The following is a 21,574-nucleotide window of genomic DNA, read 5'->3' on the forward strand; positions in this document are numbered from 1 at the left end:
TAGAATAATGTAGAAATAGGAGGTGTACAATTTTGGAGATTACATATGAGAATATAGATTTTGTTCATCTTCATGTGCATACAGAATACAGCCTTTTGGATGGTTCAGGAAAAATTCCTGCTATGCTCAAGAGGGCTAAAGAGCTGGGAATGAAATCACTTGCTATTACAGATCATGGAGTTATGTATGGATGTGTGGATTTCTACAAGGCTGCTAAAGAAATAGGAATCAAACCTATAATTGGTTGTGAAATATATATTGTGCCTAAATCAAGGCATATAAAGCAAAATGATAAAGAAAATGAAACTCATCACCTTGTGCTGCTGGTAAAGAATGAAACCGGATATGAAAATTTGATGAAAATAGTTTCTACAGCATCTATTGAAGGTTTTTATTATAAGCCAAGAATAGACCATGAGTATCTTAAAGAGCACAGTGAAGGGCTGATAGCTTTAAGTGCGTGTTTAGGGGGAGAGGTTCAGTCCCATCTTGTAAAAGAGGAATACGAAAAGGCTAAGGAAGCAGCTTCTTTTTATAAAAGTGTATTTGGAAAAGATTTTTATCTTGAACTGCAATATCATGGAATACAAGATCAGATTAAAGTAAATAATTATAATATTCAGCTTGCGAAGGAGCTTGATATACCGCTTATTGTAACAAATGATGTACATTATATACTGCAATCCGATTATAAGGCTCATGATGTACTTTTATGCATTCAAACAGGAAAGACTGTAGATGATGAGGATAGAATGAGATATCCGTCAGATCAGTTTTATTTAAAGTCACCAGAGGAAATGTACAGCATGTTTTCTAATGTCCCTCAAGCTATAGCAAACACAGTCAAAATAGCTGAAGAGTGTAATTTTGATTATGAATTTCATAAATCAAAGCTTCCAAGGTTTCCACTGCCGGAAGGTACAGATCCCTATGAATACCTGAGTGCTCACTGCTTTAAAGGACTTGCAGAAAGATATGAGGTTTTCAGTGAGCTGGCTGAAGACTTGAGAAATGAAGAGGGTATGCATAAGTTAGCAGAGCAGAAAGAGGAAGTAGCTTTGCTAGTTAAAAGACTTGATTATGAACTTGGGGTAATAAAGCAGATGGGCTACGTAGACTATTTTCTGATAGTATGGGATTTTATAAGGTTTGCCAATGAAAATGGAGTACCTACTGGTCCGGGAAGAGGAAGCGGAGCTGGTTCTATAGTTGCTTATACGCTGGGGATAACTAAGATAGATCCAATTAAATATGGACTGATATTTGAAAGATTCTTAAATCCTGAAAGAGTAAGCATGCCAGATATAGACAGCGATTTCTGTTATGAAGGAAGACAGAAGGTAATAGACTACGTTGTGGAAAAGTATGGTAAAAATAGTGTGTCACAGATTATAACCTTTGGTACGATGGCTGCCAGAATGTGCATAAGAGATGTGGGAAGAGCCATGCAGTATAGCTATTCAGAGGTAGATAAGATAGCTAAGATGATTCCTACCATGCTGGGAATAACTATAGATAAGGCATTAAATATAAATCCAGATCTTAAACAGGCTTATGAGAGTGATGAAAGGGTTAAAGAACTTATTGATGTAAGCAGAGCGTTGGAGGGGATTCCAAGACATTCTTCCACCCATGCAGCCGGAGTTGTTATCGCTTCACGTCCTTTAGTAGAATATGTTCCGCTGCAGAAAAATGAAGAGATGATAGTAACTCAGTTTACTATGGGCACGCTAGAGGAGCTTGGACTCCTAAAAATGGACTTTCTTGGACTTAGAACGCTTACAGTTATGAGAGACACTGTAGATATGATAAAATCGAATAGAGGAATAAACATAGAATTGGATAAAATACCTCTAGAAGATGAAGCAGTGTATAAAATGATAGGGCAAGGGAAAACTGTAGGTGTTTTTCAGCTTGAATCTGCAGGTATGACAAGTTTTATGAAAGAGCTTAAGCCTGATTCTCTGGAGGACATAATAGCAGGTATCAGTCTTTACAGACCAGGTCCAATGGCTGAAATCCCGAGATATATAAAAAACAAAAATAATAGTGAAGAAATTGAATATCTTACACCTGAACTGGAATCAATACTTAAGGTAACTAACGGAGTTATGATATACCAAGAGCAGGTTATGGAGATAGTACGAAAGCTTGCAGGCTATTCTATGGGTAGAAGTGATTTAGTAAGGCGTGCAATGTCAAAGAAAAAGCATAAGGTAATGGAAGAAGAAAGAAGAAATTTTATTCATGGAATAGTGGATGAAGATGGAAAAATCCTTGTGCCAGGCTGCATAAGAAACGGCATTAGTGAAGAGATAGCAAATAAAATATTTGATCAGATGATGGATTTTGCATCTTATGCGTTTAATAAATCCCATGCTGCCGCTTATGCTGTTATAGGTTATCAAACAGCATATCTTATGTATTACTATCCTGCTGAATATATTGCGGCTATGCTAAACAGTATCATGGGCATAAGTGAAAAGGTTGCTTTTTATATAAGATTTGCCGAAAGTATAGGCATAAAGGTACAGGCACCAGATATAAATGAAAGCTATGCAAAATTTGCAGTTAAAGATGAAAAAACTATAATATTTGGTCTGGCCTCTATAAAAAATGCTGGCATAAATGCTGTTGAAAGCATAGTGGAGAGCAGAGAGAAAAAAGGCAAATTTAAATCTCTATTTGATTTTTGTAATAAGATAGATATATCAGCTGTTAATAAAAGAGTCATTGAAAGCCTTATAAAAGCAGGAGCCTTTGACTGCTTTAATGTTTATAGGTCACAGCTTATTATGGTATACGAGAAGATACTTGATGGTCTTGGAAACGAAAAGAAGAGAAACTTAGAAGGACAGTTGAACTTGTTTGACACTTCCGAGCAGCAGGAGAGTATGGAGCCTGAAATTAAATATCCCAATATAAAAGAATATGATAGAAGAATGCTGCTAGCCATGGAAAAAGAAATGACAGGGCTTTATATATCTGGTCATCCTCTTGATGAATATGCAGATATCTTAAAAAATAAATCCAACATAAGAACTATAGATATTATGGAAGCTGTTAATAGTTCTACAACGTTAGAGGACGAGGTGGAAGGAGCAGAGGAAAACCTGATAATAAATAGGAACTCTTCAGACATCAAGGATGGTAAGAAGGTCATCATAGGTGGAATAATAACAGGTGTGAGCAGGAAATTTACAAGAAATAATGACAGAATGGCCTTTGTAACACTGGAAGATTTATATGGGAGTATAGAGGTTATTGTATTTCCTAAAGTAATGGAAAAGGTTTCTCCGATAATACAAGAAGATTCCATCGTATTAGTAAGAGGCAGGATAAGCATCAGAGAGGATGAGGCACCTAAAATCTTATGTGAGGATATAAAGATTTTGGATATAGCATCTCAATATAATAAGTTGTATATAGCTATAGAGGATCAGGATACTGCCAGAGGGTTATATGCAAATTTGAGACGGTTGTTTCTGCGCTTTAAAGGAGATATACCAGTATATATATACATGAAAAAAGAAAAATCTGCAGCGCGTATCGGAAAAGATTTAACTGTGGAACCAGATGGAGAACTAGTATCGCTTTTAAAGAGCGAATTTGGAGAAGAAAATGTTAAGTTAGTATAGTACTAAATTTAGTATGTAGTATTGCTAAATTAAACTTTTTATAGTAACATTATTGTGGAACATTATTAAAGATATATAACTTAAAAATTATTATTAAACATGTTGGAAGTTTGTATTTTCTGGCATGTTTAAGTTGAGTTTTAACGTAAAATATCTGATAATAAGTAATATAAAGACAAAATATTTGAATGTTATTTATTAGTCATCTGCGCTTTACAGTTCATGGAAAAAATGGTTTTGGTTGTTTGTCCATAGCATTAATTTAACATTTAATACTATTAATTATATAATATACATATTTGACCACAGTGGGACAAATTGTAGCCCTGTGGGTGAATGGAGGAATTAATATGAGAACAATTGCAGTATTAACCAGCGGAGGAGATGCTCCAGGAATGAACGCTGCCATTAGAGCAGTTACAAGAATGGGTATCGATAAAGGCATGAAAGTAATGGGAATTGAAAGAGGTTATGACGGACTTATCAATGGTGAGATATTTGAGATGACAAGAAGTTCAGTATCAGATATAATCCAGCGTGGTGGTACCATATTAAGAACTGCAAGATGTGAAGAATTTAAAAAAGAAGAGGTAAGAAAGAAAGCTGTAAACATACTAAAGGTATTTGGTGTTGATGGTTTAGTAGTTATTGGCGGAGACGGTTCATTTACAGGAGCAAGGCTATTATCAAAGCTTGGTGTTTCAACTATAGGACTTCCAGGAACTATCGATAATGACCTTCAATATACAGACTACACAATAGGTTTTGATACTGCATTGAATACAGTATTGGATGCAATAAATAAATTAAGAGATACTTCAACTTCTCATGAAAGAGTAAGCATAGTAGAGGTTATGGGAAGAAATTGCGGAGATATAGCATTATTTTCAGGTATAGCAGGTGGGGCTGAGAGCATAATTGTTCCTGAGAAAGGAATGGATATCGAAGATATATGCAAAACTATACTTGAAGGCAAAAGAGAAGGAAAGACTCATAATCTTATTATCTTAGCAGAAGGAGTAGGCGGAGCTGAGAAATTAGCAAAGCATATTCAGGAAGTTACAGGTATTGAGTCAAGAGCTACTATACTTGGACATATTCAAAGAGGCGGAAGTCCATCAGCATTTGATAGGGTATTAGCTTCAAGAATGGGAGCAAGAGCAGTAGAACTTTTGCTTGAAGGAAAATCTTCAAGAGTTGTAGGAATGAGGGGCGGAAAGATAGTTGATGATGATATTGATGAAGCACTTTCTATGCCAAGAACGTTTGATGAAAACTTATTTGATATAGCAAGAGCATTGTCATATTAGAATATAGGGTTTCTTTATAGAGCTCTAATTTAGGTTTGCTGCCAAACTATGACGCACTATAAATTATTAGTTTAGAAAAACCCTGTAATATATAAAATTTGCATTAAGGAGAGTATAATATGAGAAAAACTAAGATGATATGTACTATTGGACCAGCTAGTGAAAAAAGAGAGATATTAAAAAAAGTAATTGAAGCAGGTATGAATGCATCAAGACATAACTTTTCACATGGTGACCATGAAGAACATGGCGGAAGAATTAGAATGGTTCAGGAGCTTCGTAAAGAATTAAATAAGCCAATAGCTATAATACTTGATACAAAAGGACCTGAAATAAGAACTGGAGATTTCGAACCAGATAAACTTGAATTAAAAGAAGGAGATAACTTCTCAGTAATCTGCGAAAAAGATATTGTTGGAGATAAGACTAAATGTACTCTTAGCTACAAAGAACTATATAAGGATGTAGTTCCTGGAAACATGATTCTTATAGATGACGGTCTTGTAGGACTTGAAGTTAAAGAAGTAGCAGGAAAAGAAATCAAATGTGTTGTTAAAAATTCAGGAGTTGTAGGAAGCCGTAAAGGTGTAAATGTTCCTGGAGTTTCAATACAGCTTCCAGCTATAACTGAAAAAGATATATCAGATCTTAAGTTCGGTGTTGAGATAGGTGTTGATGCCATAGCTGCTTCTTTCGTAAGAAAGGCTTCAGATGTACTTTCAATAAGAAAAGTGCTTCATGAAAACGGCGGAGATCACATTAAGATTTTCTCAAAGGTTGAAAACCAAGAAGGCGTTGATAATATAGATGACATCATCAAATTCTCTGATGGAGTAATGGTAGCAAGAGGAGATATGGGAGTTGAAATTCCAATAGAAAAAGTTCCACTTGTTCAAAAGATGATTATCGAAAAATGTAATGCAGCTGGAAAACTTGTAATAACAGCTACACAAATGCTTGATTCAATGATAAGAAACCCAAGACCTACAAGAGCAGAAGCTTCAGATATAGCTAACGCAATATTTGATGGTACAGATTGTATCATGCTTAGCGGAGAGACTGCTAATGGTAAGTACCCAGTAGAAGCAGCTACTACAATGGCTAAAATAGCAGAAGAAGCTGAGAAACAGCTTAACTACGAAGCAGCTCTTAAGAAGAAGAGAAAATCCCATGTACCAAACGTTCCTAATGCAATAAGCCTTGCTACTTGCAACACTGCTAGCGAACTTAATGCATCAGCAATAATAACAGTTACACAAAGCGGACAATCAGCTAAGATAGTTTCAAAATACAGACCAGAATGTCCAATCGTTGCTGTTACTCCACATGAGGAAGTAGCAAGAGGTTTAGCATTTAACTGGGGTGTTTTTCCCGTAGTTGCAGATAAGAACATAAACCCAGATGAACTTATAGATAAATCTGTAGATATAGCACTTGAGAGAGGACTTGTTTCAAAAGGAGATCTAGTAGTAGTAGCTGCTGGAATACCTGTAAACTATGTTGGTTCTACTAATATGTTAAAGGTTCAGGTTGTTGGAGATATACTTGTTAGCGGTAAAGGTGAAGGAACTGAACCAAGACTTGGAACAGTATATGTAGCAAAGAATGCTCAAGAAGTAAAAGATATTATTGAAGAAGGTTCAATACTTGTAGTTGACAAACTTGATAAGTCATATGAAGTAGTTTTCGATAGAGTTGCAGGTATTATTGCAGAAGATTCTTCAGTACCATCAGATGTAACTATAGCATGCATGAAGAAAGAAATTCCACTTATATCTGGAGCAGAAAATGCTACAAAGGTATTAAAGACTGGAAGCTTTGTAACTATGGATGTAGCTAGAGGCGTTGTATTCAGCGGAAAAGCTAACGTTAAATAGTTTATTGCAATTAATAAAAATAAAAATTCAGCATGAACCAATTCATTAGAGGATTGGTTCATTTTTTAGCCTGTAGGAAATTTGACTGAAAGATGCGGTGAAATTGCTACTGGGTTATCTAAACATGCTCATTGCCATTCGTAGATAACCCGTTAAAGGCCATTTAGGCCTTTAACCAAGCGGAACTAGCCGACATAGGCTGTAACCATTTTTTATATGTTAAATTTTTGTTAATTAATAATTAGATATAAAAAGTATGCTATAATAAATGAATAATTTGTATTACTTATGTTAATAATAAATAAATGGAAAATACTTGGCAACCGATTCTATTCTTGCACCTTTATGGTGCATTTTTTTTGTATTTTTTAGCAAAAGGAATTGTTGATATTCATTCTAGTTATTTAATGTTAAAAAATTGAACCAATTAACCAAATAAGTGAAGCAGAGATAAGAGCTATAACAAAACCTATAAACATACCTTTTATACCACCGATAAGAGGATATCTAAAACTAATACATCAAACAGATTAGGTACCATCCATAAACTAAATGTATATAAAAATGCATGTGAAAAAGTTTGCGCCCCGGAAAAATAAGTTATAGCAGTCAATATAGCAATAAATATAACCAATGCTATTATTTTTATACTTAACTTTCTTTTATCTGTAGGAAGTTTGTCCTTATATTCAGGTAAACTTTTAACCCGTTCCTGAATTGCAGGCGGATAATTAAATACCTGCTTTAATGGATTTTTCAATGTACTGCGAACTACGGCTATTGCCATGATTTTTATGACGTTTGAAATAATATAATTTACTGGTAAAGGAAAACTTGCTTAGCAAATTGAGGAAGCTATCTTTGTCAATCCCGCCCTTCTCTTCAATGATTTTATTAGCATAGCTTATTATTTTCTTTTTATTGAACATAATAACTTCATACACGAAGTCTTCTTTGGATTTAAAGAAATGATAGAAGGTACCCTTTCCTATGTCTGCTTTTTTTGCAATATTATCAATGGTCATTTTTTTAATACCATTTTCTCTGACAGAAAAGGCATAAGTATGCCTAAATTTATATTTTCCAAAGGATTTTATATAATTATGATATTACGATAAATGATGAAATAGTTGAATTTAGCCAAATTGAACAAAAGTTACTTGTAATTAATTTTAGAATGTTGGAATGTGACAATGTCAGAATGAATGATTATCGTAAGTATTGTTGTAGGGCTATACTTCTTGTAATGGCTGGATCGATTATAAAAGACTTTGGTATGGACCAATTATATGTGGTATTATGTTTTATGATGAATATTGATGAATATATAAATGTTATTTAACATAATTTGAAAATGAGAAAATGATTAATTAAGAAAGCAGGTGGTAAAAATGTCAAAAACAAGTGATATGGTTCGAAAAATGTTTAAGGAGAATGATGATAAAAGGGATGCAGGGTTAAAAACCCCTGAAAGCATTCTTCGGTATGATGATATTATATATGGAGATAATTCGGATTGGCAGAGATTGGATGTTTATAGACCGAAAAGTAATAAGGATACGCTTCCGGTTATCATTAGTGTTCATGGCGGCGGTTGGGTTTACGGAGATAAAGAAAGGTACCAGTATTATTGCATGGATTTAGCTAAACGAGGATTTGCAGTGGTAAATTTCACATATCGGTTAGCACCTGAATATAAATTTCCAGCTCCACTGGAAGATACAAATCTTGTATTTGAATGGGTTATTTCCAATGCAAAAGAATATAGATTTGATACAGAAGCTGTTTTTGCAGTTGGAGATTCTGCTGGTGCTCATATTTTAGGACTGTATACAGCAATATGTACTAATGAAACCTATGCTAAAAATTTTGAATTCCATGTGCCAAAAGATTTTGCTCCAAAGGCAATCGCTTTAAATTGTGGAGCCTACGAAATTACATTTGATGAAAAAAGCGATGATTTGACACAAACTTTGATGGGAGACTTTTTGCCAGAAAAGGGTACATCATTAGAACTTGAAATGATTAATGTAGCAAATCATATAACAAAAGATTTTCCGTCAACCTTTTTTATGACTGCAACAGGAGATTTTTTAATAGAGCAGCCAAAGGTATTATGCCAAAAGCTGATGAAAGAAAATGTACCATTTGAATTTCGTTTTTATGGAGATGCAAAACATGAATTAGGACATGTGTTTCATTTGAATTTGAAAATGAAAGAGGCTGATTTATGTAATGATGAAGAATGTAATTTCTTTCGAAGCTTTCTTACATCAAAAGAATAGATGCCTTTAATCAATGCCTCTGGATATAGGTAAACTGTATTTTAAAATTGCTGAAATAACTTCTATCATTTATAAACTATAAATGTAACTTAAAAAGAATACAAAGATCGCAGGTGGTGTAAACGTTAAAATTTAAATTTTTCAAAGGACTTTCTATAATTTATGTAGAATAAGTAAGATTATAGATATTAGAGAAGGCGGAATTAAGTTCTATGGAAAGAAGCAGCATATTAATTGTTGAAGATGATAAAAAATTAAATGAAGGAATACGCTTGGCATTGAAAAATCCGGAGTATGAATTTCTGCAGTGCCGAACGATAATAGAAGCGTGGGACATGCTTTGCAAAAAGCAAATTCATTTGGTGCTTTTGGATGTTAATCTGCCAGATGGAAATGGTTTGGAGCTTTTAAAGAAGATTCGTATTTCAAATTCTGTTCCTGTAATAATTATTACAGCAAATAATATGGAGACGGATATTGTAATGGGATTGGAACTGGGGACTAACGATTATATAACAAAGCCTTTCAGCTTGATGGTACTTCGTGCAAGGGTTGGTGTGCAATTAAGGAGTAGGCAGACTGCAAATGATGCTCATTATGTAGCGGATGCATTTGACTTTGATTTTAAAAATATGGTTTTTATGGTTCATGGTGAAACAGTTGAGTTTAGCAAAACTGAACAAAAGTTATTAAAGGTTTTAATTGAAAACAGAGGCGGAACCTTAACCAGGAATAAACTTATAGATGCTGTATGGTCAGGTGATACGGAATATGTAGAAGAACATGCGTTAACAGTAGCAATCAAGCGTCTTCGGGACAAGCTAGGAGAGAACTCAAATCAGCCAGAGCATTTAAAAACAGTGTATGGAATAGGATATACCTGGAGTGCAGGTCATTAAATAAGTATATTACGAACTAAATGCTCTAGACGGAATAGTTAAGAGAAAGTGCATTAAATAGGTATGAGAGTTAAGAGTAAAGAGAAAAGAGTAAAGAGAAGGTTAAAATTCAGACGGGCTGAATTTTGATTGTATAGATAGTTCTAATTATTTTAATAATACTTTTGGAATATTAGGTATTATCTTAGTTTTTAAAAAGTTTTCGCCGATAATCAGATTTAAATTCTCAGAAATTCTGCACAGCAGAATTTCTTCCTTCACTTTTCTCTCTACTCTTTACTCTTTTCTCTTACCTATTTAAAACATGCACTAACTACTAAATATTATCTTCTTTTAATTCACTTTCTTGGTTCGCAATTTATTTAGATTTTAGAAAGGAATATGTATGACAGTAAAGGATGAATATCTTATCAGCTTTATGGCTGCTTTAATTATAGTGCTGGCTGCTGCAATTATATTTGTTATTATTTATCATAGAAAGCGCTATAAGAAATTGGCAAATAGCATAGAGGAAATGATTGCTGCTGCAATTGACGGCTCTTTTGAACAGAAAAAATTTGATGAGACAAAACTATCCTCCATCGAAAACAGTATGTGGAGGTTTTTGAACGACAGCAGTTTATCATCTTCAAATCTTGCTGATCAAAAGAAAAAAATTCAGACGCTGATTTCTGATATTTCTCATCAGACAGTCACGCCAATCGCTAATATAACGCTGTATTCTGAGCTGCTTGAGGAGCAGGCATTACAGTTAGGCAGCAGTTATGAGGATGGAATGAAAGAGGAAATTACTGCAATCAGAGAACAAGCAGATAAATTAGATTTTTTAATTCAATCCCTTGTAAAATTATCAAGACTTGAAAATGGAATAATAACTGTAAATGCAAAAAAAGATAATATACAGAAGGTTTTGTCAGCGGTGGATAATCAGATGAAGGCTAAGGCAAAACATAAGCAAATAGAGCTGATGGTTACAAAAACGCAAGAGCAGGCAGTATTTGATGCTAAGTGGACAGAGGAAGCAATCATGAATATTGTGGATAACGCTATTAAATATACACCGGTTTGTGGAAAAGTTTCTATTAGCGTTGAACCTTATCAGATTTTTTTAAGAATTGATATAAAGGACAATGGAATTGGTATTGCTGAAGAGGAGCAAGGCAGGATATTCACAAGATTTTATCGCTCTACAGAGGTAAGTGATAAAGCTGGAGTAGGAGTAGGCTTATACTTAGCACGAGAGGTTATAAACGCACAAAATGGCTATATTAAGGTAAAGTCCAAGATTGGTGAGGGTTCTACTTTTTCGGTTTTCTTACTTAGATAAATTATATAAATTTTCTAGTTAAAATTATATAACTTATTTCAAAACTGTGATATTTGAGAAACAGGTTGGAAATATTGAAGTGGTATAGTCTGTATTGTAAAGAATACAGGCTTTTTTAATCGAGTTTTGATAAAGGAGATGTAGTATGAAACTGCATAGGGAATATATAAAAAACTACAAAAAGAATACCCTTGCTATTTTGCTGAGTATGGTTATGACCATTGCTTTAGCTGTTTGTCTGCTGATTGTAACACATACGGATAATCATATTCAATCTTTGACGGAGCAATATATTCGAGGAGCTTATGATATAGCTTTTAAAAAGCTTACACCAGAGCAAATAAAGAGGATAAGCAGTGACAATAGACTGAAATATATTGAACTTAGCAAGTATTTATATTCCGGGGAAGGAAAAGAAAAACAAGAATTTGCAGTTATAGCGGCAAACAAAGACTATGTTTTAGAAAGAACCAAAATTTTAAAAGGGCGAATGCCGGAAAATAAAAAGGAGATTATAGGGGAGGCATGGTGCTTTAAAAACCTTGAAGTAAAACCGAAACCCGGAAGTAAACTTACTGTGAAGGTCACTGATCCTTACAATTCAAATGAAGGTCAGAAAACAGTAACCTATAAAGTTGTTGGAATCATCAGTGATAATGCTGCTAATAAAACTTATGGAGGAATAGCGTTTTATACTAAATTTAAAGATGATTATGAGCAGGCAGGCTTGTTTTTGAAATATAAAAGCGGAGTAAATGTGAAAAAAGAAGGAAAGGAGATAAAGAGCAGATTTAGGTTAAAAGATAAGCAGATGCAATACAATTATCCTGTGGGTGACTATGAGTATTATCAGTCAAAGTCTAACAAAATAAATCTTTTTACAGTTTTACTGCTCCTGGGTGTATGCACGATTGTAATTGCTGGAGTCTACCGTATTTCACTCATGAATAGAAGCAGTCAGTATGGAATCTTAAGAGCAGTAGGTATGCAGAAAAGGCAGATAAGAAAGCTTATTGCAGCGGAATTGTATGAAATTTATTTAGCCAGCATACCAATAGGAGCAGCTGCGGGATTCGTAATAGCATTACTGATTAGCTGGCTCACAAGGGATAAAACTATGCAGCTTGTATTTTGGGGAAAGGATTACGCAATAAACTTAGATATTCCTATAGTAGAAATTATGTTATGCATTTCTGGTGTTGGGTTAATTGTAGGAGTTATCGTGTTTATTACCAGCCATATGATTAATAGAAAAACAGCTATTGCAATTATTCATGGGGGACTATCTTACAATAACGATGGTAAGCATGCTTTAATGACAAGCTTTTTTAACAAAACTGAAAAGCCTTACAAAGCCATAGCATTAAAGTATGTATTTCAGGATATAAAATCAACAATATTTGTTGTGCTATCCTTCAGCATCGGAGCATGTCTGTTTGTTGGATTATTTTATCAAGCAGGTTTAACTCGTACAATGAATGGTATTGATAAACAATATTATTTCTATAATGGAGATTTTAAGCTTCAAAAAAATTATGATGATTTACTTACCACTGGTTTTTCAAAGTATGTTTTAAAAAGCATACAAAAAATAAAAGGTGTAGAAGAAATCAATACTCAAAGGGCCTTACCAATTCGAGTAATAGATGATAAAAAGATAGCAAGGGATAAAGCTTATTTTCATTTTTTTGATAGAGGAGCAAGTAAGGGAAACTTTTCTTTTGACAGTTATGAAGGAAATGATGGAACTGATCAGTTTTATTTGTCAGAATTAAAGGCCTATAACGAAAGTGCGCTAAAACATCTTCGTGATTATGTTATACAAGGGGATTATAATCCAAAGCATATGAAGAAAAATTCAGCTGTCATGTTTATGCCTATGACAATTGCAAAGAATGACTGGCGCAGGTCACAGAATTATTTTAAATCCGGATATTACGTTATGGATTATAAAGTTGGTGATGAAGTTACATTTAAATATAGAGCAGACTTTAAGACAAATGTAAAAAAGTACTATAAGTTTATGGATAAAGACGCCAGATATATTTATAAAAAGTTTAGAATTGCTGCAATTGTTTATTATCCATATATGAGGCAGGTTTCTAATATGGCAAATGCTTATCCATCTTTGATTATAAGTGAGGAACAGATGAAAAAGATTCATTCGGAAGAAGCTTTTGATAGCATTGCTCTATCAGTTGATAAATCCTTGGGGGCAGAATATCTGAAGCATGTTTATAATAAGCTTGTTGGTTTAACCATCAAGAATCAGGGAGCATCGGCTATTAGTATTATTGATGAGACACGAGATATGGATAATCTTTATCGAAAGCAGCTCATATACTCCTATGGAATAGCATTTGTTGTTCTGCTGCTGGCTTCGATAAATATTGTAAATAATTTAAAATATAGAATTTATATAAGGAAGAAAGAAATCAGCATCTACAGAGCCATTGGCGTAAAACATGATATGATTTGTAAAATGATTCGGCTGGAAAATATGATACTAGGAGGAATAGCCAGCATAATTACTTGTATTGCATCATTCCCTATAACGCTAGCCCTATATAAAAGGTCTCAGATTAGTTATCTTCAGATTGGTTATCATAACGATATTAAAATATTGGCAGCAGCATGCATTCTTATACTGATCATATGCAATGTTGTATCAAGGGTAATAACTAAAGAACTTCGCGGCGGCAGTATTGTTGAAAATATAAACGTTGTAGAGTAGGGAGTCGAAAGGAGTAGTTTGAGTATGACAATAGTAGAGGTAAAAGATTTAAAGAAATTCTATGGAAAAGGGGAGACAGAGGTCCATGCACTGGATGGGGTAAATCTCAAGGTGGAGAAGGGAGAATTTCTAGCTATTGTTGGAACGAGTGGAAGCGGGAAATCAACACTTCTTCATATGATGGGTGGACTTGATCTTCCGACAAGTGGACAAGTTGCTGTTGATGGAAAAGAGCTTAGCTCATTAAATGATGATGAACTTACTATATTCCGTAGAAGAAAAATTGGCTTTATATTTCAGCAGTATAATCTGGTACCAATACTAAATGTATTGGAAAATATAGTTCTTCCAGTAAAGCTAGATGGAAAAAAGCTTGATGAAAAATACATAAATAAAATCGTGGAAACACTTGGCCTTGAGAAAAAACTAAAGAGCCTTCCAGGCAAGCTTTCTGGGGGTCAGCAGCAAAGAGTTGCAATTGCCCGTGCACTTGTAACAAAACCAGCAATTGTACTTGCCGATGAACCAACAGGAAATCTTGATTCTAAAACCAGCCAAGACGCATTAGGCTTATTAAAGATAACCTGTGAAACCTTTAACCAGACCATTGTTATGATTACGCACAATGAAGAGATAGCCCAGCTGGCAGACAGGATTATTCGAATTGAAGATGGAAAGATTGTTAGTTAGAGGTTAGGAGGAAATTCAGCTTTTGGACTGAATTTCCTCAAAAACTATTACTTCTTAGTTTCTACTTCTTACCTCATAAATTGAATGTACTGTTAAAAAGATGTAATTATATAATATCTTACAATGATTTTATGTACCATGCATCACAAGCATAATGTTCAGTTTGAATCAGTGGCTCGTTCAATTGAATAAAACCGTGTTTTTTATAGAATTTATTTGCTGCAACCATATTGCTAAAGGTTTCTAAATAGCATTCCTTATAATATTTTTTGGCAAATGCTAAGGAGATTTTCAGCAGCTCATTGGCAGTTCCAGTTCCTCTTACAGCTTTTAAAGAATACATCTTCTGCAATTCACATACATTTTCCAGATTGTTTAATGGACCTATACCACATCCAGCTACAATTTTATTATTGTCCTCAACAACCCAATACTTAGATTTTTCATTTTGATAAACTTGGTAGAATCTTCCTAGATTTTTGTCTTCCCATGCGCAGCCTGGTTTGTTTGCTCCAAATTCTATCAAACATGTTCTGATAAGTGACTCCACTTGTTCATTATCTTTTTCTTGTATTTCCCTAATTACCATAAACAACCTGATTAATTCTTATATCCACTAGAAGGCTTGCTTTTCTGCCCTAGACTTCTTCTTGTTCCATCTGGTTCAATAACCACTGTATTATCTAAGGTGGCTTTAAGGTTTGACTTAAAAGCTGAGATATATTCTTTTCTAAGTGCGTCTCTTTCAGCTAATTCTTCCTCAGTAAGAGTGCCTTCTTTTGCTTTTCGTGCTAATTCATTTATACGGTCAATTTTGCTTTTCTCCATTTAATTCATCCTCTCTAAAGTGAAACTATATATCTATATACTAATTTATTATATAAGAAGCTGAAATTAAATAAAAGGGGTTAGGCACCTTACACAGGTTGTAAGTTTGAAGAGAAAGCGTAGTTGAAGCTTTCCTAATTTGGATGATGTATGTAAATAAGTGAACATATATGATATAATTACCAATAATTAAGTAGGCTGGCAAAGTTCAAATCTTGATTGCTGGGATTAAAAATTTAAAGGAGAAGAGAGCACAAATGAATAATATAGAATTTAGTGTTGCGGAAGATAAAGATTTAGAAGAAATATTTCAGGTATTTTCTGCAGCCATCGAAGAAATGAATAGAAATAATATTCCTCAATGGGATGAAATATATCCAAGTAGAGATATCCTTCAAGAGGATATTGAAAAGAAGCAGCTTTATATTGGTAAAGTTAATACGGAGATTGCGTGCGTATTTGCTTTGAACTGTTATTGCGATGAAGAATATGCAGACGGAAAGTGGGAATATCCACAAGCAACCTATAAGGTTATTCATAGATTATGTGTAAATCCTAAATTTCAAAAGCAGGGTATTGGAACAGCAACACTAACATATATTGAAGAGCAAGTAAAAGGAGAAGGTGTAGAAAGCATACGATTAGATGCTTTTTCACTAAATCCCTTTGCACAAAAAATGTATAATAAGCAACGCTATAAAATTGTAGGCGAGGTAAATTGGAGAAAGGGTAAATTTTATCTAATGGAAAAGAAACTATAAATAATAGAGGTGTGAAATGAAGAACCTTCCCAATCTAATTACAGTAACAAGAATATTAGCTTTCATCTATTTGTTATGTGGCGGGTAGGCAGTATTGCATTTATTCGTTTACTTCCTTACAGGGATTGGAAGCTTCCTGAAAAATTGCTGTTGTTAATTAAAAAAGCAAGATTAGATTAAAGGATATAGTTTTTATCCGGTCTATCTTGCTTTTTTATAAAATTTTATGGCTCCTTTGAAATTTGCTTAGTTAACAAGCCTTTTTCACTACTTTTGGCGGCTATCATCAGATAGATACCATAAAATCCACAAATCAGCAGAATTAAATCTTCAGGCACGTTGAAAATTAAAGATTTTATTCCCGTCATCCCCCATATGATTAGAAGCAGCATAAGCAACCTGTTTCTTTTACTGTAACAGGAATAAATAAGAATACAAAGGCTTATTAAAGGACAAGGCATTATTAATAATACTGTAAATGGATATTTATGGTCTAGCATATAACTGATTGCTGGGTAGAGCAGTACAAGTATAAATAAAATCGATGTAACTATACTTGGCTTTTTTATTGCGTCAGCTTTATTTATTTTAGCTTCATAAATAAAAAGTATGCCGCTGACTATATATAAGGGTGCTGCAAAGAAGAATTGTATAGGCTGTGTACCATAATATAAGAAAAATACTATACCAATAAACAGACAGCTGATTCCTAAAGCAATTTTAGGTAAGAAATTAATATGTTTAAGATAAGCAGCAATTATGCTTATAGCTATAAAAGATAAAAGAACAAATTGAATCAAAAGTGTATGTTTATTATATTCTGCGATTACATTCCAAAATAATGAAGCGTTCATAGATTTTCCTCCTTAAAAAGTGTTACAATTGTGACATGTCATGTTTTTAGTATAAATACAATGATAATCACTGTCAATAAAGTTAGCATATGTGCTACAAAACTACATTTTTGTGACATGGAGGTAGAAGATGAATCCACAAAAGCAGCAATCAATAAAATGGCTTACAGATGCATTATTGGCTCTTATGACAGAAAAATCATATGAAGAAATTTCAATAACAGAAATCTGTTCTAGAGCAGACTTGTCTAGAAGGACCTTTTACAGATTATATAAGTCAAAAGAAGATATCTTAAAGGAATATGCAGAAGCTCTATGTTTCGACTATTTTGAACTATTTGAAAAGCAGAAGAATCTTTCACTTACCAATGTAGCGAAAATATTTTTCTCGTTTTGGATAAATTATAAGGGCTTTCTATTAACTCTGCATAAAGAAAAACTAATTCATATTTTATTGTTTAAGTTCAATGAACTACTGCCTAAGGTATATGTTAAATACAAGGCTCACTTACTGGAAACAAAGGACAAAAAAAGCATAGAATACGTAGCATTTTACAATGCGGGTGGCTTTTGGAACCTATTGATTAAATGGCTGGAGGATGGATGTAAAAAGACTCCAGAGGATATGGCGGAGGTGGTAAATGAGGTGTTAAATTTGAAGAAAGGTTAGCGGAGAGATAAAGTATTTGCTCAATATGGTATCTCATAATTGCAAAATCATAAGAGCCACTAAAAAAATAGCTATATTTAATGCTTTGTGCTATATATCTGCTTGAAGGCAAGGATTTTAATGGTAATAAGTGTAGCGTATTCATTGAAAACAATGGTGAAGCATTAGAAAAATGTACTCCTATAATAGTAACCAATAGCGCAGATTTACAGTTTTTATCAGAAGCTGAACTGACAGCTAAGGTAACGCCTAGTGAATATGGTGTGGAGGTAAAAATTTATAATAATAAATAGATAAGGATCAGATCATATGATTGAACTCACATTTGATGAAGGCACTGCAGCTGCATTAAAGATGGCGAAATCTATAGAGAAAGGCACTCAGATTCCATAGATATGGATACCGCTATTCCAGCCGTTGTAAAGCGAAATTGTGAGTATAAGAGAAAAAATTAAATATAAATTTGATGATGGATTGAGTACTTAGGTTTATTTAACCGTTTGTATGTCAATCCTATTTTTATGATATGAATATATCTTTATATTTATAGTTGAGAAGATTTCTTAGCATAAACTTGAGTATGTACTATAAAATATATTGTTAAAATGTCCTTTTTTGAGAGTGAAACAAACAGATAATGACAACAAAAAATATAAAAATGGGATATAATTTTATCATAATATTATAAGTTACAAAAAGGAAAATAACATGAGCTCATATATTTTCGAAACAATTGAATTTAAAAATCAATATCCAGTTAATACTTTTATCGCCTCTATTCAGAGCAGCAGTTTTCATTGGCACTATGAATATGAGCTAATTGTTGTACTGAAAGGCAGTATTACAATAAGTGTTAGCCCAAAGCCAATCACCTTGTATCAGGGAGATGTTATTCTGGTGAATTCCAAGACTGTGCATGAAATAAAAAGTGAGGATAAGAACATCTGCATGATTTTGCAGCTAGATCCTGCACTTTTTAAAAAGGAGAATAATGATAACGTTTATTATCGCTTCTACTTGAATAGTGTAGTGAATGAAGAACCCATAAAAAAGGAATACAACTACTTTGTAAAAAAAGTGGCTGGGATTGTATTACTTACACTCCAGCAGGATAAGAAAAGCTGCTATCGCTTAAGAGCTGAGATTTATGGCTTAATTGCAGATTTATTTGAATATGTACAGTATGATATGCACTTGAAGACAGAGCAGTCTGACACAGATGCAGCTATGCTGATGAAAATCATTGATTATTTGAAAGACAATATGTCAGAAGAGGATGTTGTGAACAGACTTTATAAAGAAATTGGTATGGGAGAAAAGACAGTATACCGGTATTTGAAGGAACATGTGGGGATTTCTCTGAAAGAAATGCTTGATACCTTACGAGTAAACGAAGCAAAAAAGTTACTGAAAAATACAAATAAGAGCATAGGATGTATTATTGATGAATGCGGATTTGGATCTGAGAATACTTTTTATCGTCTTTTTAAGAAGAATGCTGGATTGACACCAAATGAATACCGTCAACAAAAAATAGATATGGAAGAAAGTCCTAAATTAAAAGGATACCTGGATTTTGAGCAAAGTGAAGCAAAACGAATTCTATTGAAAATATTGGAGGACAAGAAATGATGAAATACAACAGAGATAAAAGGCTGTTATTTACTGATAAGGCAAAGCACATTGTGGAAACTTTATCATTAGAAGAAAAGGTATCTTTGATGAGTGGTACGATGAAGTTTGAAGAGGTGCGCGGCGCCATAAGAAAATTGACAAAAGAGCATTATAACCAGTTCCCGTATCCCGCAGGTGGTATACCGGAAAAAGGAGTTCCTCCCATGCTTTTTTGCGATGGACCGAGAGGAGTTGTCTGTGGAAATGCGAAAAGTACCTGCTTTCCGGTTTCTATGCTGAGAGGTGCAGCTTTTGATACAGAGTTGGAGGAAGAGATAGGAGAGGCAATAGCCAAGGAAGTACTTGCATTTGGCGGAAATCTTTTTGCAGGGGTATGTATCAACCTGCCTTACAATCCAGGCTGGGGAAGAAGTCAGGAAACCTATGGAGAGGATTCATTTGAGTTAGGTGAGATGGGTGCAGCTTTGGTACGAGGGGTACAAAAGCATGGAGTTATAGCTTGCTTAAAGCATTTTGCCTTTAATCAAATGGAAAATGCAAGATTTAAGGTAGATATTGATTGCAGTAAAAGGACAGAAAGAGAGATATTCCTAGCGCATTTTAAAAAGTGCATTGATGCCGGAGCAGCATCTGTTATGAGTGCCTATAATCTCTATAAAGGAACCATGTGCGGTCACAATGGGTATTTATTAAATCAGGTTTTAAAAAAAGAATGGGGATTTGATGGATTTATCATGAGTGACTTTATGTGGGGAGTAAAGGACACGGTAGAAGCAGTAAACGGTGGTCAGAACATGGAGATGTGCGTAACCAAATTCTTTGGTGAAAATCTTGTAAATGCAGTAAAGGAAGGTCTGGTAGATGAAAGTAAGATTGATGATGCAGCCCTCCGCATTATACGAACAATATTAGCTTTTACAGAAGATAGGGAAAAAGTAAAAATGGACATGGTCGGCTGCAAAGACCACATACAGCTGGCGCTGCAGTCTGCAAGAGAAGGTATTACTCTAATTAAAAATCAGGATCATGTATTACCACTGGATAAGAAAACAATAAATCAGATTGTTGTTTTTGGCAAATTAGCACAGAGCGAAGCAACCGGTGACAAAGGTTCCAGCCAGGTTTTTCCACCCTATGTAGTTACACCTTTACAGGGAATTATGAATGCATCTTCCGATACAGAGGTAATTTACTACGATGGTGATGATCTGAACCATTGCAGGAAACTTGCGGAATCTGCCAGTGCAGTAGTCTTTGTTGTAGGATATGATTTTAATGACGAGGGTGAGTTTGTAGCTCCGAATAAGGAAGATGTTTATACAGATGCAATTGGCGGAGATCGTAGAACTGGCCTGGGTCTTCACAAAGACGATGTGGAGTTATTGAAAAGTATAGGACCTGTAAATAAGAATTCCATAGCTGTTTTAATTGGTGGCAGTACCATTATGATAGATGAGTGGAAGGATTCTGTAAATGCTATAATAATGGCCTACTATCCTGGAATGGAAGGTGGAACAGCCTTGGGAGAAATTATCTATGGTGATGTCAATCCAAGTGGAAAACTTCCTTTCGTAATTCCAAAGAAGGAAAGTGATTTACCGCAGGTAGATTGGGATGCAGAGCATCAGTATTATGAGTATTTTCATGGATATCGAAAACTTGAAAAGGAGGGAATTGAACCAGAAGTTCCATTTGGATTTGGATTATCTTATACATCTTTTACCACGGATAAGATAAAAGCATGGGTTACAGATGATGTACTTTATGCGTGTTGTGAATTGAAAAATACTGGAAACCGCGAGGGGGGTGAAGTACTGCAGTTATATGTAGGATTTGAACAGTCCAAGGTTGAGAGACCTGTGAAAACGTTAAAAGGCTTTAAAAGAGTACATTTACAGCAGAGTGAAAAACGTCAGGTCATTGTATCTTGCCCTATTTCAGAACTTGCTTGGTTTAATGAAGATAAGAATGCGTTTGAAGTAGAACATATGGAGTACGAAGTGTATCTTGGGACAAGTAGTGCGGTAAAGGATCTACTAAAGACAACGATTACAATTTAGGAGGAA

The 21,574-nt window shown here is 34.2% G+C and carries 18 protein-coding genes; 13 read left to right on the forward strand and 5 right to left on the reverse strand.

The genetic code is table 11. The features are described 5' to 3' along the window. The first annotated feature begins 32 nt into the window (after positions 1-32). The 3 genes from CLORY_RS00650 (at position 33) to pyk (ending at position 6,825) form a co-directional block, all read left to right on the forward strand. Positions 33-3,638, forward strand: a complete 3,606-nt coding sequence (locus CLORY_RS00650; protein WP_207652147.1) for a DNA polymerase III subunit alpha — start codon at positions 33-35, stop codon at positions 3,636-3,638. A 350-nt stretch (positions 3,639-3,988) separates the two neighbouring features. Continuing rightward, the gene (gene pfkA / locus CLORY_RS00655) at positions 3,989-4,948 is read left to right on the forward strand and encodes a 6-phosphofructokinase (RefSeq protein WP_079421651.1); all 960 of its coding nucleotides are present in this window, start codon (positions 3,989-3,991) and stop codon (positions 4,946-4,948) included. A 119-nt stretch (positions 4,949-5,067) separates the two neighbouring features. After that, a complete protein-coding gene (gene pyk / locus CLORY_RS00660; RefSeq protein WP_079421652.1) occupies positions 5,068-6,825 on the forward strand; it encodes a pyruvate kinase in 1,758 nt (585 codons plus the stop codon). 484 nt (positions 6,826-7,309) lie between these two features. Here pyk and CLORY_RS00665 read toward each other — a convergent pair whose 3' ends face one another. Together CLORY_RS00665 and CLORY_RS24140 are read right to left on the reverse strand one after the other, a co-directional pair. Further along, the gene (locus CLORY_RS00665; protein WP_169911485.1) at positions 7,310-7,612 is read right to left on the reverse strand and encodes a hypothetical protein; all 303 of its coding nucleotides are present in this window, start codon (positions 7,610-7,612) and stop codon (positions 7,310-7,312) included. Continuing rightward, complete coding sequence (locus CLORY_RS24140; RefSeq protein ID WP_423236510.1) at positions 7,557-7,922, reverse strand: TetR/AcrR family transcriptional regulator; 366 nt, start codon at positions 7,920-7,922, stop codon at positions 7,557-7,559. Before CLORY_RS24140 ends, CLORY_RS00665 begins: the two co-directional genes overlap by 56 nt. A gap of 294 nt (positions 7,923-8,216) precedes the next feature. Here CLORY_RS24140 and CLORY_RS00675 point away from each other — a divergent pair, with 294 nt between their 5' ends. The 5 genes from CLORY_RS00675 (at position 8,217) to CLORY_RS00695 (ending at position 14,760) form a co-directional block, all read left to right on the forward strand. Further along, a complete protein-coding gene (locus CLORY_RS00675) occupies positions 8,217-9,110 on the forward strand; it encodes an alpha/beta hydrolase (RefSeq protein WP_079421655.1) in 894 nt (297 codons plus the stop codon). 212 nt (positions 9,111-9,322) lie between these two features. Then, entirely contained in the window at positions 9,323-10,009 is a 687-nt protein-coding gene (locus CLORY_RS00680; RefSeq protein WP_079421656.1) for a response regulator transcription factor, read from the forward strand. Positions 10,010-10,394: 385 nt separating this feature from the next. Beyond that, complete coding sequence (locus tag CLORY_RS00685; protein ID WP_079421657.1) at positions 10,395-11,336, forward strand: sensor histidine kinase; 942 nt, start codon at positions 10,395-10,397, stop codon at positions 11,334-11,336. Positions 11,337-11,481: 145 nt separating this feature from the next. Next, complete coding sequence (locus tag CLORY_RS00690; protein WP_079421658.1) at positions 11,482-14,070, forward strand: ABC transporter permease; 2,589 nt, start codon at positions 11,482-11,484, stop codon at positions 14,068-14,070. Between the two features lie 24 nt (positions 14,071-14,094). Further along, complete coding sequence (locus tag CLORY_RS00695; protein WP_079421659.1) at positions 14,095-14,760, forward strand: ABC transporter ATP-binding protein; 666 nt, start codon at positions 14,095-14,097, stop codon at positions 14,758-14,760. A 118-nt stretch (positions 14,761-14,878) separates the two neighbouring features. Here the strand turns inward: CLORY_RS00695 and CLORY_RS00700 are convergent, their stop codons facing one another. Next, positions 14,879-15,349 carry a GNAT family N-acetyltransferase gene (locus CLORY_RS00700; protein WP_079421660.1) on the reverse strand — a complete coding sequence of 157 codons (471 nt, stop codon included), beginning with the start codon at positions 15,347-15,349 and terminating at the stop codon, positions 14,879-14,881. A gap of 11 nt (positions 15,350-15,360) precedes the next feature. Further along, the gene (locus CLORY_RS00705; RefSeq protein ID WP_079421661.1) at positions 15,361-15,588 is read right to left on the reverse strand and encodes a DUF896 domain-containing protein; all 228 of its coding nucleotides are present in this window, start codon (positions 15,586-15,588) and stop codon (positions 15,361-15,363) included. Positions 15,589-15,845: 257 nt separating this feature from the next. Here CLORY_RS00705 and CLORY_RS00710 point away from each other — a divergent pair, with 257 nt between their 5' ends. Further along, entirely contained in the window at positions 15,846-16,349 is a 504-nt protein-coding gene (locus CLORY_RS00710; protein ID WP_079421662.1) for a GNAT family N-acetyltransferase, read from the forward strand. A gap of 224 nt (positions 16,350-16,573) precedes the next feature. Here the strand turns inward: CLORY_RS00710 and CLORY_RS00715 are convergent, their stop codons facing one another. Beyond that, the gene (locus tag CLORY_RS00715; protein ID WP_079421663.1) at positions 16,574-17,203 is read right to left on the reverse strand and encodes a DUF6064 family protein; all 630 of its coding nucleotides are present in this window, start codon (positions 17,201-17,203) and stop codon (positions 16,574-16,576) included. Positions 17,204-17,333: 130 nt separating this feature from the next. Here CLORY_RS00715 and CLORY_RS00720 point away from each other — a divergent pair, with 130 nt between their 5' ends. From CLORY_RS00720 to CLORY_RS00740, 4 genes are all read left to right on the forward strand, one after another. Further along, positions 17,334-17,873 carry a TetR/AcrR family transcriptional regulator gene (locus CLORY_RS00720; RefSeq protein WP_079421664.1) on the forward strand — a complete coding sequence of 180 codons (540 nt, stop codon included), beginning with the start codon at positions 17,334-17,336 and terminating at the stop codon, positions 17,871-17,873. 80 nt (positions 17,874-17,953) lie between these two features. Continuing rightward, complete coding sequence (locus tag CLORY_RS00725) at positions 17,954-18,166, forward strand: hypothetical protein (protein WP_079421665.1); 213 nt, start codon at positions 17,954-17,956, stop codon at positions 18,164-18,166. A 415-nt stretch (positions 18,167-18,581) separates the two neighbouring features. Continuing rightward, on the forward strand, positions 18,582-19,505 hold the full coding sequence (locus CLORY_RS23600; protein ID WP_242954278.1) for an AraC family transcriptional regulator: 924 nt from the start codon (positions 18,582-18,584) through the stop codon (positions 19,503-19,505). After that, on the forward strand, positions 19,502-21,568 hold the full coding sequence (locus CLORY_RS00740) for a beta-glucosidase (protein ID WP_242954279.1): 2,067 nt from the start codon (positions 19,502-19,504) through the stop codon (positions 21,566-21,568). The genes CLORY_RS23600 and CLORY_RS00740 overlap by 4 nt, the downstream gene beginning before the upstream one ends. Positions 21,569-21,574 lie beyond the last annotated feature (6 nt).

Origin of the sequence: Clostridium oryzae (assembly GCF_002029235.1) — a bacterium.
Classification (GTDB): Bacteria; Bacillota; Clostridia; order Clostridiales; family Clostridiaceae; genus Clostridium_AE; species Clostridium_AE oryzae.

What these genes read in the sequence shown, in the direction of transcription:
- pfkA (WP_079421651.1), top strand. Translation starts at nt 3,989, where the DNA reads ATGAGAACAATTGCAGTATTAACCAGCGGAGGAGATGCTCCAGGAATG.
- pyk (WP_079421652.1), top strand. Translation starts at nt 5,068, where the DNA reads ATGAGAAAAACTAAGATGATATGTACTATTGGACCAGCTAGTGAAAAA.
- CLORY_RS00665 (WP_169911485.1), bottom strand. Translation starts at nt 7,612, where the DNA reads ATGGCAATAGCCGTAGTTCGCAGTACATTGAAAAATCCATTAAAGCAG.
- CLORY_RS00675 (WP_079421655.1), top strand. Translation starts at nt 8,217, where the DNA reads ATGTCAAAAACAAGTGATATGGTTCGAAAAATGTTTAAGGAGAATGAT.
- CLORY_RS00680 (WP_079421656.1), top strand. Translation starts at nt 9,323, where the DNA reads ATGGAAAGAAGCAGCATATTAATTGTTGAAGATGATAAAAAATTAAAT.
- CLORY_RS00685 (WP_079421657.1), top strand. Translation starts at nt 10,395, where the DNA reads ATGACAGTAAAGGATGAATATCTTATCAGCTTTATGGCTGCTTTAATT.
- CLORY_RS00690 (WP_079421658.1), top strand. Translation starts at nt 11,482, where the DNA reads ATGAAACTGCATAGGGAATATATAAAAAACTACAAAAAGAATACCCTT.
- CLORY_RS00695 (WP_079421659.1), top strand. Translation starts at nt 14,095, where the DNA reads ATGACAATAGTAGAGGTAAAAGATTTAAAGAAATTCTATGGAAAAGGG.
- CLORY_RS00700 (WP_079421660.1), bottom strand. Translation starts at nt 15,349, where the DNA reads ATGGTAATTAGGGAAATACAAGAAAAAGATAATGAACAAGTGGAGTCA.
- CLORY_RS00705 (WP_079421661.1), bottom strand. Translation starts at nt 15,588, where the DNA reads ATGGAGAAAAGCAAAATTGACCGTATAAATGAATTAGCACGAAAAGCA.
- CLORY_RS00710 (WP_079421662.1), top strand. Translation starts at nt 15,846, where the DNA reads ATGAATAATATAGAATTTAGTGTTGCGGAAGATAAAGATTTAGAAGAA.
- CLORY_RS00715 (WP_079421663.1), bottom strand. Translation starts at nt 17,203, where the DNA reads ATGAACGCTTCATTATTTTGGAATGTAATCGCAGAATATAATAAACAT.
- CLORY_RS00720 (WP_079421664.1), top strand. Translation starts at nt 17,334, where the DNA reads ATGAATCCACAAAAGCAGCAATCAATAAAATGGCTTACAGATGCATTA.
- CLORY_RS00725 (WP_079421665.1), top strand. Translation starts at nt 17,954, where the DNA reads ATGCTTTGTGCTATATATCTGCTTGAAGGCAAGGATTTTAATGGTAAT.
- CLORY_RS23600 (WP_242954278.1), top strand. Translation starts at nt 18,582, where the DNA reads ATGAGCTCATATATTTTCGAAACAATTGAATTTAAAAATCAATATCCA.
- CLORY_RS00740 (WP_242954279.1), top strand. Translation starts at nt 19,502, where the DNA reads ATGATGAAATACAACAGAGATAAAAGGCTGTTATTTACTGATAAGGCA.